Origin of the sequence: Chelatococcus composti (assembly GCF_014201415.1) — a bacterium.
Lineage (GTDB): Bacteria > Pseudomonadota > Alphaproteobacteria > Rhizobiales > Beijerinckiaceae > Chelatococcus_A > Chelatococcus_A composti.
On record NZ_JACHEH010000004.1, the window covers coordinates 200,343 to 212,137 of the forward strand.

Annotated in this window: 14 protein-coding genes; 6 read left to right on the forward strand and 8 right to left on the reverse strand. The window is 70.2% G+C overall.

The annotated features are described in order from the left end of the window. Positions 1-95 precede the first annotated feature (95 nt). On the forward strand, positions 96-1,139 hold the full coding sequence (locus HNQ73_RS09705; RefSeq protein ID WP_183334644.1) for a LacI family DNA-binding transcriptional regulator: 1,044 nt from the start codon (positions 96-98) through the stop codon (positions 1,137-1,139). A 20-nt stretch (positions 1,140-1,159) separates the two neighbouring features. On the opposite strand, the gene HNQ73_RS09710 is transcribed toward HNQ73_RS09705, so the two are convergent. Further along, positions 1,160-1,594: a VOC family protein gene (locus HNQ73_RS09710; protein WP_183334645.1), complete on the reverse strand. Its 435-nt coding sequence runs from the start codon at positions 1,592-1,594 to the stop codon at positions 1,160-1,162. Between the two features lie 160 nt (positions 1,595-1,754). Between HNQ73_RS09710 and HNQ73_RS09715 the strand changes: the two genes are divergently transcribed. After that, a complete protein-coding gene (locus tag HNQ73_RS09715) occupies positions 1,755-2,207 on the forward strand; it encodes a MarR family winged helix-turn-helix transcriptional regulator (protein ID WP_183334646.1) in 453 nt (150 codons plus the stop codon). A 13-nt stretch (positions 2,208-2,220) separates the two neighbouring features. Here HNQ73_RS09715 and otnI read toward each other — a convergent pair whose 3' ends face one another. After that, complete coding sequence (gene otnI, locus HNQ73_RS09720) at positions 2,221-3,003, reverse strand: 2-oxo-tetronate isomerase (RefSeq protein WP_183334647.1); 783 nt, start codon at positions 3,001-3,003, stop codon at positions 2,221-2,223. 31 nt (positions 3,004-3,034) lie between these two features. Next, the gene (gene ltnD / locus HNQ73_RS09725) at positions 3,035-3,955 is read right to left on the reverse strand and encodes an L-threonate dehydrogenase (protein WP_183334648.1); all 921 of its coding nucleotides are present in this window, start codon (positions 3,953-3,955) and stop codon (positions 3,035-3,037) included. A 108-nt stretch (positions 3,956-4,063) separates the two neighbouring features. Between ltnD and HNQ73_RS09730 the strand changes: the two genes are divergently transcribed. Genes HNQ73_RS09730 through otnC form a run of 3 tightly spaced genes read left to right on the forward strand, consistent with a single transcriptional unit; the run spans position 4,064 to position 7,087 of the window. Further along, positions 4,064-5,104 (forward strand): LacI family DNA-binding transcriptional regulator, encoded by a 1,041-nt coding sequence (locus HNQ73_RS09730; protein ID WP_183334649.1) that lies wholly within the window; start codon positions 4,064-4,066, stop codon positions 5,102-5,104. A 34-nt stretch (positions 5,105-5,138) separates the two neighbouring features. Then, a complete protein-coding gene (gene otnK, locus HNQ73_RS09735) occupies positions 5,139-6,413 on the forward strand; it encodes a 3-oxo-tetronate kinase (protein ID WP_183334650.1) in 1,275 nt (424 codons plus the stop codon). Beyond that, positions 6,410-7,087, forward strand: a complete 678-nt coding sequence (gene otnC, locus HNQ73_RS09740; RefSeq protein WP_183334651.1) for a 3-oxo-tetronate 4-phosphate decarboxylase — start codon at positions 6,410-6,412, stop codon at positions 7,085-7,087. Before otnK ends, otnC begins: the two co-directional genes overlap by 4 nt. Before the next feature lie 6 nt (positions 7,088-7,093). On the opposite strand, the gene HNQ73_RS09745 is transcribed toward otnC, so the two are convergent. After that, a complete protein-coding gene (locus HNQ73_RS09745) occupies positions 7,094-7,930 on the reverse strand; it encodes an IclR family transcriptional regulator (RefSeq protein WP_183334652.1) in 837 nt (278 codons plus the stop codon). 222 nt (positions 7,931-8,152) lie between these two features. Between HNQ73_RS09745 and HNQ73_RS09750 the strand changes: the two genes are divergently transcribed. Continuing rightward, positions 8,153-8,476, forward strand: a complete 324-nt coding sequence (locus tag HNQ73_RS09750) for a c-type cytochrome (protein WP_183334653.1) — start codon at positions 8,153-8,155, stop codon at positions 8,474-8,476. 1 nt (position 8,477) lies between these two features. Here the strand turns inward: HNQ73_RS09750 and HNQ73_RS09755 are convergent, their stop codons facing one another. The 4 genes from HNQ73_RS09755 to xdhC all read right to left on the reverse strand — a co-directional run bounded on the left by HNQ73_RS09755 (position 8,478) and on the right by xdhC (position 11,790). Beyond that, positions 8,478-9,266, reverse strand: a complete 789-nt coding sequence (locus HNQ73_RS09755; protein WP_183334654.1) for an enoyl-CoA hydratase-related protein — start codon at positions 9,264-9,266, stop codon at positions 8,478-8,480. A gap of 80 nt (positions 9,267-9,346) precedes the next feature. Further along, positions 9,347-9,742, reverse strand: a complete 396-nt coding sequence (locus HNQ73_RS09760) for a c-type cytochrome (protein WP_183334655.1) — start codon at positions 9,740-9,742, stop codon at positions 9,347-9,349. Between the two features lie 76 nt (positions 9,743-9,818). Next, positions 9,819-10,742, reverse strand: a complete 924-nt coding sequence (locus tag HNQ73_RS09765; RefSeq protein ID WP_183334656.1) for a sugar kinase — start codon at positions 10,740-10,742, stop codon at positions 9,819-9,821. A 130-nt stretch (positions 10,743-10,872) separates the two neighbouring features. Continuing rightward, a complete protein-coding gene (xdhC, locus tag HNQ73_RS09770) occupies positions 10,873-11,790 on the reverse strand; it encodes a xanthine dehydrogenase accessory protein XdhC (protein ID WP_183334657.1) in 918 nt (305 codons plus the stop codon). Positions 11,791-11,795 lie beyond the last annotated feature (5 nt).

An 11,795-nucleotide genomic window follows, 5' to 3' on the forward strand; every position in this document is an offset into this window, starting at 1 on the left:
TAATCGTTTACAAGCGGGCGCTCCGGGCGGCCGAAAATCTGTTTGCCTTCCTCCAAAAAGGCGGACAAAAGGCAGCCAGGAGTTGAAACAAGCCTATGAACAAGCCCCTGCCGCGCATCCGGGACGTCGCCCTGGCCGCCGGCGTCTCGACCGCCACGGTCAGCCGCGCGCTGTCACACCCTGAGCAGGTCTCACGCGAGACGCGCGAGCGTGTCCTTGCCGCCATCGACGCCACCGGCTACACCATCAACCACGCGGCCCGGAACCTCAGGCGCAGGCGCACAGGGGCCATCGTCGTCCTGGTGCCGAACCTCGCCAACCCGTTCTTCTCCAAGATCCTCTCGGCCATCGCCGCCGAGATCGCGCCTGCCGGCTACAACGTGCTCGTCGCCGACACGGCGCCGCAGGGGCAGGAGCGCGACGACGAGCGCATGCTCGGCTATCTCAGCAACAACCGGGCCGACGGGCTCATCCTGCTCGACGGCCACCTGCCCGGCGAGCTCCGGCAGGACATCGGCGTCTCGCGCTCGCTGCCGCCGCTCGTCTTCGCCTGCGAGTGGATTGACGGCCTCGCCACGCCCTCGGTGGTCATCGACAATGCGGAGGGGGCGCGCCTCGCCATCCGGCATCTTGTCGGGCTGGGGCACCGGCGCATCGCGCACATCATGGGGCCGCCGACCAACGTGCTCACCATCGAGCGCCGCCGTGGCACGCTGGAAGGGCTGGCTGAGGCCGGCATCTGCCCGCGCGAGGAATGGCTCCTGCCCGGCGACTTCACCATGGAGAGCGGCGCCGCCGCCGCGCACCGCTGGCTCGCCTGCGCCGAGCGGCCGACGGCCGTCTTCTGCGCGAGCGACGAGATGGCCTTCGGCTTCATCTCGGAGCTGCACCGCATGGGCCTGTCCGTACCGCGCGACGTCTCCGTCGTCGGCTTCGACGACATCGAGACGGCGTCCCGCTACGTGCCGGCGCTGACGACCGTGCGCCAGCCGCGCGACTGCATCGGCACCACCGCGGCACGCATGCTCCTCGCCCTCATGGCGAAAAGCGAGGAGGCAAAGGCGCCCGTGCTGTCAGGCGAGCGGCGGCTGCTGCCGATCGAGCTCGTGGTCAGGGAGAGCACCCGCCCCCCGGAATGATCCGGCACCATGCCGGAGGCTCACCCCGCCCGGCCACCGGCCAGCGGATGGGCAATGCTCCAGGAATGGCCGAAGGGGTCGCGGATACGGGCATAGCGAGCGCCCCAGAAGGTATCCTGCGGTGGCATGGTGACGGTCGCACCGGCCGCCTCAGCCTTAGCCACCGCCTCGTCGCAGCTGGGCACATCGAGATGAAGCGTCACGCCCGTGCCGCCGATGACGGGTGGCGGAGCGACCTTTGCGTCGCCGCTCGCCTCGCTGCAGAACTCCGGAAAATGGTCGCAGAGATAGACACTGGCACCGTTCACGCGAAGTTCCGCATGCATGAGGCGCCGCCCGTCGTGGGCCGGCACGCGCATCACCTCTTCAGCCCCGAAGGCCCGGCGGTAGAAGTCGATCGCTGCGGCGGCCCCATCGACCACGAGATGGGGAACGAGACTCTGCCTCCCGTCCATCCTGCCTCTCCCCTGTTCCGGCCGTTATGTCGCGCCGCAGCCGTCTTGCGGGGCGTCGACCCGGCGGCTAAGAGCCGCCAGCATCGCATTGGGCAGGCATGCGGCAATCTCGCCCATTGCTTTTTTACGTTGATATCAACATTAATAGGCCATGTCAAAGATGGACGCGCCGGCCGAAACGATCCTGCCCTACGAGGTCACGCTGCACGTGCGCGACAACTGCCTGTGCCTGCACGTGCAGCGTGCAGCGCGCGCGCTCGCTCGCCGCTTCGACGAGGCGCTCCGCCCCGTGGGGCTGACGAGCGGGCAGTTCTCGCTGCTGATGTCGCTCAACCGGCCCGATCCGCCGAAGATCGGCGAGGTGTCCGCCCTGCTCGCCATGGACCGCACGACGCTGACGGCCAACCTCAAGCCTCTGGAACGGCGCGGCTTCCTCGTCGTCAGCGTCGATCCCAGGGACAAGCGCAGCCGCCGCCTGATCCTCACCGACGAGGGCCGGCGGGCGCTGGCCGCCGCCTATCCCTACTGGGAGGAGTGCCAGGCGAAGCTCGTGAGCCGCTTCCCCGGTGAGGACGCGGCGCGCCTGCTGGCCGACCTGCAGGCGCTGTCTTGACCCGTGCGGCGGGTTACGCCCGCCTTGCCCGGTAGGGCGCGAACCAGCCGAGCCCTTCGACGGTGCCGCCCCGCGGGCGATACTCGCAGCCGACGAAACCGGCGTAGCCGAGGCGGTCCAGCTCGGCGAAGAGGAAGGGGTAGTTCAGCTCCTCTCCGTCCGGCTCGTTGCGCGAGGGCACGCTCGCGATCTGGATGTGTCCCGTCACCGGCAGGAGCGCGCGCAACGCCATGGTGACGTCGCCATGCATGATCTGGCGATGGTAGATATCGAACTGCAGCTTCACGTTGGGCCGCCCCAGTGCCTCGATGAGGGCGACGGCGCGGCCGAAGTCGTTGAGGAAGTAGCCCGGCATGTCGCGGCCGTTGATGGGCTCGAGCATGAGGTCGATGCCCTTCTCGCCGAGCCTGTCGGCGGCAAACGCGACAGCATCGCGATAACGGGCCGCGGCGACGGGATCGGCCGGGTCGGCCAGGCCACTCATGAAGTGCAGGCGCTTCACGCCCGTGGCCTCGGCATAGCGCAGCGCCGTGGCGATCGACTCACGGAACTCCTCCTGCCGGTCCGCGAGCGCCGCAATGCCGCGCTCGCCCTTGCCCCAGTCGCCGGGCGGGCAGTTGAACAGGGCCTGCGTCAGGCCGTTGTCGGAGAGGGCGCGCGCCACGTCTTCCGGCGCGTGCTCGTAGGGAAAGAGATACTCGACGGCGTCGAAGCCCGCATCCGCCGCCGCCTTGAAGCGGTCGAGGAACGACCATTCGTTGAACATCATCGAGAGGTTGGCGGCAAAGCGCGGCATCGGGGCCTCGTGCGTTCGCGGTTCGGGAGGATCAGGATTTCGCTGCCGGCAGCGTCACGCCGGCGGTCTGCGCATAGAAACGGGCAACGGAGGAATCGTCGTCGCGGCCCATGCCGGCCGCCGAGGTCATGGTGAAGAGCTGCAGCGCCGTGGCCGCGATGGGCACCGGGAAGTTGTTTGCCCGGCTCATGTCCATGATGATCCCGAGATCCTTCGTGAAGATGTTGACGGCCGACAGCGGCGTGTAGTCGCCCTCGAGAATGTGGGGCACCCGGTTCTCGAACATCCAGGAGTTGCCCGCCGCACCCTTGATCACCTCATAGACCTTGCGGATGTCGAGGCCGAGCTTCGCCGCGAAGGTGATGGCCTCGCAGGCAGCCGCGATGTGCACGCCGGCCAGGAGCTGGTTGACCATCTTGAAGGCGGCCGCCGTGCCCGGCTCGTCGCCGAGCTCGTGCACGGTCGCGGCCATGGCGGCGAGCACCGGGCGGGCCTTGTCGACGGCGGCGGGCGCACCGGAGGCGAGCACCGTCAGGGCGCCTTCCGCGGCCTTCTTCGCTCCGCCGCTGATGGGCGCATCGAGATAGTGGCGCCCCGTCGCGGTGAGGCGGGCGGCAAGCGCGCGCGCCGCCTCCGGCGCCATGGTGGCGCAGGAGATGAAGACCGCCCCCTCCGGCAGGGCGGCTGCTACCCCGCCCGCCCCGAAGAGCACGTCCTCGGTCTGTGCCGCATTGACGACGACGCAGACGACCGCGTCCGCCCCCTCGGCCGCGGCGGCCGGCGTCGCGGCGGCACGGCCGCCGGCGGCGACGAATTTCTCGACCGCTTCCGCAGACAGGTCGAAGCCCGCAACATCGAAGCCGGCGCGAACGAGCGACGTCGCCATGCCGAAGCCCATGGCGCCGAGACCGACCACGCCGACGCGCCCCTTCTTTGTTTCCTCCTGCGACATGAGCTTTCTCCGTGCGGCTTGTGCAAGCGCTGTCAATCAAGCAATATAATGGATGACAGCGCTTGCATAGATGCTATCTACGCGGCCATCAGCCGCCGGGGCCCGCCCATGACCATCCGTGACGAGACCGTGCCGACGCCCGCGAGCCCGCTGCGCCTCGCCGAGGTTGCGGCGCGCGCCGGCGTCAGCGAGAGCACTGTCTCGCGCGTGCTGCGCAACATCGGCCCCATCGCGGAGACAACGCGCGCCGCCGTGCTGAAGGCGGCCGAGGAGCTGGGGTACGTGCCCAATCGCCTGGCCGGCGCGCTCGCCTCGACGGGCAGCGCCCTCGTCGGCGTTGTCGTGCCGTCGCTCGACAACATCGTCTTCGCCGAGGTGCTGCGCGGTGTCACCGAAAAGCTGGAGGAGGCCGGGCTGCAGGCCGTCATCGGCGTCACGGGCTATGACCTCGCGCGCGAGGAGCGCATCGTCTCCGCCCTGCTCGCCTGGCGGCCGCGCGGCATCGTCATCGCCGGCATCGACCATACGCCGCGCGTGCGCGACCTGCTCGCCGCCAACGGCACGGCCGTTGTCGAGATGATGGACATCGACGGCAGCGAGCCGGCGCTCGGCCGGCGCGTCGGCCTCTCGCACGGGGCGGCGGGCGCGGCCATGGCGGCGCACCTCGTGGCGCGCGGCCACCGCCGCTTCGGTTATGTCGGCCACGACATCTCTCGCGACATCCGTGCGCGCAAGCGCCTCGACGGCTTTGCCGCCGAGCTCGCCCGGCGGGGGGGTGATCTGGTCGCACGCCAGATGGTGCCCGGCCCCTCCTCCGTCTCCGCCGGCCGGGCCGGGCTCGCCGCACTGCTCGCCGCCCAGCCCGACCTCGACGCCGTCTACTTCTCCAACGACGACATGGCGGTCGGAGGCTATTTCCACTGCGAGGCGAACGGCATCCGCATGCCGGACGACCTCGCCATCGCCGGCTTCAACGGCCTCGACATCGGCCAGGAGCTGCCCCGGCGGCTGACCACCGTGCGTTCGCCGCGCTACCGCATCGGCCAGCTGGCGGCCGAGCAGATCCTGACACGGCAGGACGCGGCTGGCCCGGCGAGCCCAGCAACCATCGATGTCGGTTTCGAGCTCATCGCCGGAGAGACGGCCTAGCCGGCCCGGCATCACGACAAGAGAGGAAAATCCCATGCTTCTCGGCTGCATCGCCGACGACTTCACAGGCGCGAGCGACCTCGCCAACACGCTGGCCAAGGGCGGCATGCGCACGACCCAGTTCATCGGCGTGCCGTCCGGGCCGGCGGCGGCCGACTGCGAGGCGGGCGTCGTCGCCCTGAAGAGCCGCTCCATCCCGGCCGCAACGGCGGTGTCGCAGTCGCTGGCTGCGCTCAAATGGCTGCAGCAGCAGGGTTGCCGGCAGTTCCTCTTCAAATATTGCTCGACCTTCGATTCCACGCCGCAGGGCAACATCGGCCCGGTGGGCGAGGCGCTCGCCGAAGCGCTCGGCACCAAGGGGGTGGTCGCCTGCCCGGCCTTTCCGACCACCGGGCGCACGATCTACCAGGGCCACCTGTTCGTGAAGGACCGTCTCCTGTCCGAGTCGGGAATGGAGAAGCATCCGCTGACGCCCATGACGGATCCCGACCTGCGGCGCTTCCTCGCCCTGCAGACGAAGACGCCCGTCGGCCACGTACCGTGGACCACGGTGAATGCCGGCGCCGCGGCCGTTGCGGCGGCGCTGAACGAGGCGGCCGGCCGCGGCGAGACACTGGTCATCGTCGATGCGATCACCGACGCCGACCTCCTCACCATCGGCGCGGCGCTCGCCGGCGCACCGCTCGTGACCGGCGGCTCGGGCATCGCCCTCGGCCTGCCCGAGAACTTCCGCAAGGCCGGCCTCCTCTCCGGCCAGGGCTCCGCCTTCACGCCCGTCGACGGTCCAGCGGTGGTGCTGGCCGGCAGCTGCTCGGGCGCGACGCGCGAGCAGGTGCGGATCCACGCCGGCAAGCATCCCGGCCTCGCGCTTGAGATCGACAAGATCATGAGCGGCACGCTGACGCCGGAGCAGGCGGCCTTCTTCCTCATGGAGCGAATCCGCCTCACGCCCATCTGCTACTCCACCGCGACGCCCGAGGAGGTGAAGCAGATGCAGGACCGCTACGGCCGCGAGGCGGTGGCCGAGGCAATCGAGGGCTTCTTCGGCGAGCTCGCCGTCATCCTCAACAACCGGGGCGTGAACCGCATCGTCGTCGCCGGCGGGGAGACATCGGGCGCCGTCGTCAGCGCGCTCGAGATCGACCGGCTCGACATCGGCCCGGAGATCGACCCCGGCGTGCCGGCGCTGTCGGGCACGCGCAACGGGCCACTGGCGCTGGCGCTCAAGTCCGGCAACTTCGGCGCGCCCGACTTCTTCGACAAGGCGGCCGCCGTGTTGGCCGGCAAGGCGGCTGGAGGCGCGGCATGAACGAGACGAAGCTGCGCGAGGAGATCGTCCGCTTCGGCCGCTCGCTCTTCGAGCGCGGGCTCACGCCCGGCTCGTCGGGCAATATCTCGGTGCGGCTCGACGACGGCGGCTGGCTGGTCACGCCGACGAACGCCTCCCTCGGCTTTCTCGACCCGGCCCGTATCTCGCGCCTCGACGCGCAGGGGCGCCTTCTCGACGGCGATGCGCCTACCAAGGAGATCCCGCTGCACGCCGCGCTCTACGAGACGCGCGGCAGCGCGCGGGCCATCGTACATCTGCATTCGACGCACTCGGTGGCCGTGTCCATGCTGCCTGACATCGACGCGCGCAACGTGCTGCCGCCGCTCACGGCCTATTCGGTGATGCGCGTGGGTCGCACGGCGCTGGTGCCCTACTACCGCCCCGGCGACCCGGCCGTGGCCGATGCGATCCGCGGCCTCGCCGGCCGCTACAGCGCCGTGCTGCTCGCCAACCACGGGCCGGTGGTGGCCGGCGACACGCTGGAGGCGGCCGTCTACGCCACCGAGGAGCTGGAGGAGACGGCAAAGCTCCACCTGCTCACGCGCAATCTCAACCCGCGCATGCTCTCGCCGGCCCAGGTGCGCGATCTCATCGCGCATTTCAAGCTGGAGCCCTGGCCCGAGGACGACCACGATCACGGGCACGACCACTGAGGCGCGTCAGGTCCTGCGGGCCGCGCGCCCCTTCGCCTCGCGCCCGCGGCCAAAGTCAGCGAGCTTCATCTCGAGTCGCCGCGCCTCCTCCTGCAGGAGCGCGGCGACCTGCGCCTGGCGGGCCGGGCCGAGGCGGCTTTCGATGGCCGCGATGCTGAGCGCGCCGACCGGCTGGCCGGCACCGTCGCGCACTGCGACCCCCATCCCCCAGGAGCCCTGCATCAGCAGGCCGGGATTGAGCGCATAGCCGGCGGCCCGCGTCTCGGCCACGCTGGCGCGCAGCAGCTCGGGGGTGAACTGCGGATAGCGCTCGGCCAGCACGGCGCTGTTGGCGGCGATCACCGCCTCGACGTCCTCGTCCGGCAGCGCCGCCAGGATGGCGAGCGAGCCGGAGCCGACGCCAAGCGGGTGCCGGTCCCCCGGCATCAGCACATGCGTGCGAATGGGAAAGGCCCCCTCCTCCCTGTGCAGGCAGATGGCGTAATTCTCGCGCCGGATGGAGACGAAGGCCGTGTCCTCCGTGCGGGCGGCGAGGCGCGCCACGCCTTCCAGCGACAGGCGGTGCAGGCCGAATCGCTCCTCCGCGAGGGTGCCGAGAACGTAGCTCTCGGGACCCAGGTGGTAGCGCCCGCCGGCAGCCTCCTGCTCGACGAGGCCTGCGCGCATGAGCGACAGCAGCAGACGGCGGACGGTGGGCTTGTTGAGCCCGCTCTCGGCCACCAGGTCCGCGAGCCGCGCGCCCTCCCGCCGACGGGCGCCGACCATCATGAGAAGCGCCAGCGCCCTGTCGACGCTCTGCGCACCGTCCGACCTGCTGCTGCCACGATCCACACTGCGGATCAAGCGACGCCTCCGACTATTCCTTGAAACTCATGAGAGTAGCCATTTCGACCGGCCACGCAACCGCGCGCCGCTCAATCTAGGCATTTACGGTTCACATATCGGACCAATGCCGCCGGAAACCTGCCCGAAAATCCACACCCCGGACGACGCCGTGCCGCGACGCAGCGGAGCCATATTGCTCTACCATCGTGGGCGTCGGGCACGGGACTGGAGAGACGCACGATGGATGCCCGCTGGTTGATCATCGGCCTCGCTGCAACGATCTTGCTCGGAACGGTGTCAGTGGTCCGCGCCGGAGACGTGACGGCTGGCCGGGCCCTGGCCCAGAAGCACTGCGGGGCATGCCATGCCCTCGACAGGGCGGACAGGAGCCCGAAACCCGAGGCGCCGCCCTTCCGCACCCTGCACCAGCGCTACCCGGTCGACGGCCTTGAGGAGGCGTTGGCCGAGGGCATGGTGACCCTGCATCCCGACATGCCGGAGGTGACCTTCGCACCCGACGACATCGACAACTTCATCGCCTATCTGAAGACGCTGGAACAGTAGCCTAGCGGCCGGTGAAGCGGGGCGGGCGCTTGCCGACGAAGGCGCTGACGCCCTCCGCGAAGTCGGCACTCGCAGCCAGGGCGGTGAAGGCGGCCGCCTCCTCGGCGAACTGTTCGGCGAGGCTCCTGTCGAAAGAAGTGCGCATCAGCTGCTTGATCCTGCCATAGGCGAGCGCCGGCCCGGCGGCCAGACGGGCGGCGAGCGCCGCCGTCTCCCCCTCCAGATGCTCGCGCGGGACGACGCGGTTGACGAGATTGAGCCGCAACGCCTCTGCAGCATCGATCGTCTCGGCGAGCAGCGCCAGCTCCAGCGCCTTGCGCAGCCCGACGATGCGCGGCAGCGACCATGTGGCCGAACCGTCCGGGCTCGCGCCGATGCGCGCATAGGCCAGCGTGAACTGTGCATCGTCCGCGGCGATGGCGAGATCGGCCAGCAGCGCGAAGCTGAGCCCGGCGCCGGCGACGGGTCCGTGCAGGCTGGCGACGACCGGCTTCGGCATCTCTGCGAGGCGCGCCACCGCCGCGTGGAACGGCTCGATCACCCGCCGCACCAGGGACGGCGCCTCCGGTCCCGCCGCGTGGAAGCGCCCCACGTCGCCCCCGGCCATGAAGCCGCGCCCCTCGCCCGAGAGAACGACGACGCGCACCCGCTCATCGCGCGCCGCTGTCTCCACCGACGCGCGCAGGGCGGCCACCATGGCCTCGTCGAGCGCGTTGAGCACGCTCGGCCGATTGAAGCGGATGGAGGCGATGCCCTCCGCCCGTTCGAAGATGATGGGGCTCTCGCTCACGCAGCGTCCTCCCGGCTCGTTTGCGGGAGAATGGCGGCTGGCGCGCGCAGGCGCAATCGCCTCAGCCGCCTGCGCGCAAACTATTCGGCCACGCGTGTCCCGTCGGCTCTGAAGGTCTTGAGATAGGCCACGAGGTCGTCGATCTCCTGCTCCTTCTTGAGCCCGGCGAAGACCATCTTCGTGCCCGGGATTCTGGCCCTCGGGTCGGCGATGTACTCGCGGAAGGTCGCCTCGTCCCAGACGAGGCCGGATTCCTTGTTGGCCTTGGAATAGCTGTAGCCGGGCGCGGAGCCTGCCGGGCGACCGAAGAGCCCGTTGAGCACCGGGCCGACGACGTTCTTCGCATTCTCTCCCACCTGGTGGCACGCGCGGCACTTGAGGAAGACACGCTCACCGGCCTTCACGTCGCCGGCCGCGGCGGCCGGCGACAGGGCGACCGCGAGAAAGACGGTCGCCAGCAGCGATCTGACAATCATCGGAGAACTCCCTGTACACCGGCTCCGGGCCACGGCCCGGAACCGGAAAACGAGGCCCAGCCTCTTCGTCGGCAGATCAGCCCTGCGCCATGAAGGTGGCAACGTCCGCCGCCCGTGGCATGGGCGCCACGGCGCCATGGCCGAGGGTGGAGAGCGCCGCAGCGGCATTTCCGTAGGCGGCGGCCGCGAAGGGGTCGCCCGAGCGCAGCCACTCGACGAGGAAACCGCCGTCGAAGGTATCGCCCGCGCCCGTCGCGTCGACGGCCTTGACCGGGCGGCCCGGGATCAGCCTGCGCTCGCCCGGCACGGCGACCATCGTGCCGTCCTTGCCGAGCGTGAGGGCGACGACGCGGGCGCCGCCCTTCAGGTAGAAGTCGCAGATGTCTTCCGGCCGGTCGAGCCCGGTGAGCTGGCGCGCGTCGTCGAGGCCGGGCAGGACGATGTCCGCGAGCTGGGCCGTCGCATTGATGACGGCACGCGCCCGGTCGAGCGGCCACAGCCGCAGGCGCAGGTTGGTGTCATAGCTCACCACCACACCCTTCTCGCGGGCGTGACGCACCGCCGCGAAACAGGCATCGCAGGCCGAGACCGAGATCGCCTGGCTGATGCCGGAGAGGTGCAGGACCCGACTTGAACCGATTAGATCGAGAGGCAAAAGAGAAGGGGTGACGAGGCTCGCGGCGGAGCCGGCGCGATAGTAGCTGAACTCGTGGCCGTTCGGGCCGTAGCTGATGAAGTAGATGCCTGTGCGCTCGCCGGGCATGGTGATGACGGAGGAGCGATCGACACCCTCCTCGTCCCACAGCTTCAGGAAGTCCCGGCCGAAGGAATCGTCCCCGACGGCGGTGAAGACCGCGGTCTTCGCGCCGAGCCGGGCCGCGGCGATGGCGACGTTCGACGTATCGCCGCCGAAGCCGGGCAGATAGTGCCGCCGCGTATCGTCGAGCTGGGCGAATTCCATCAGCGGTTCGCCGAATGCCAGGATGTCGAAGGCGGCCATCAACGGACTCTCCGGTCTCTCTTCCAGGATTCAGGGGCGGATGCGCCGGCCAGGCCCGGCCGCGCCGACGGATCCGGCCCCGGTCGCGGCTGTCTAGACCATGGCGCCCAAAAGTGTAAGGCCTTTTCGCTTATCGTAGCACCTCGCTCCGCAGGAGGAGATCCGCCGCCGTCGCCGCGGCGATGATGGCCGGCGACTTGCCCGTGATGCCGGCAATTCCGATCGGGCAGACGAGGCGGGCGATGTCCGTCTCCTCCAGCCCCGCCCGGGCGAGCTGGCCGACGAAACGTGCCCTCTTGGTCTCGCTGCCGATGAGGCCGATGTATGGAATGTCCGGGCGCCGCAGGGCCGCCGACACGACGGCGAGGTCGAGCGCGTGGTCGTGCGTCATGACAAGGACGAACGCGCCGGCTGGCGCGGCGGCAAGCTCCTTCTGCGGATCGGCGAAGACCGCGGCGGTCGCGTTGGCCGGAATGTGGGGCGGAAAGGCGTCGGGGCGCGCATCGAGCCAGCGCACGGCAAACGGCAGGGGGGCAAGCGCCAGGACGAGCGCTCGCCCGACATGCCCGGCACCGAAGAGAAGGACCGGCGTCGCCGCCTCCCCGTAGTGCTCCCGCCAGGCGCCGGCCGGCGCTTGCCCGCCGATGCGCCGCAGCACACGGCCGGTCCTGTCCGGCATGGCGACGACCGAGAACGGCCCCTCCTGCTCCGCCGCTGCGAGCACCGCGAGCTCGTCCGCATCCTCCGGGCCGAACACCTCGACGTGGACGGTGACACGCCCGCCGCAGCACTGGCCGAGATCGGGGCCGAGCGCCAGGTCGAGCCGCGTCAGCGCACGCCGGCCGGCCGCCATCGCCCGGCGTGCCTCGGCAAGCGCCTCCCATTCGAGCCGTCCGCCGCCGATCGTGCCGTGAAAGGCGCCGTCGGGCCGCACCACCATGCGGGCCCCGACCTCGCGCGGAGCCGAGCCCCTGACCTCGGCAAGGGTGACGAGCGCCGCACCGCCATGGTCCTGCACGAAATCCCGCAATGTCCGCCAGACGGGCATGATGC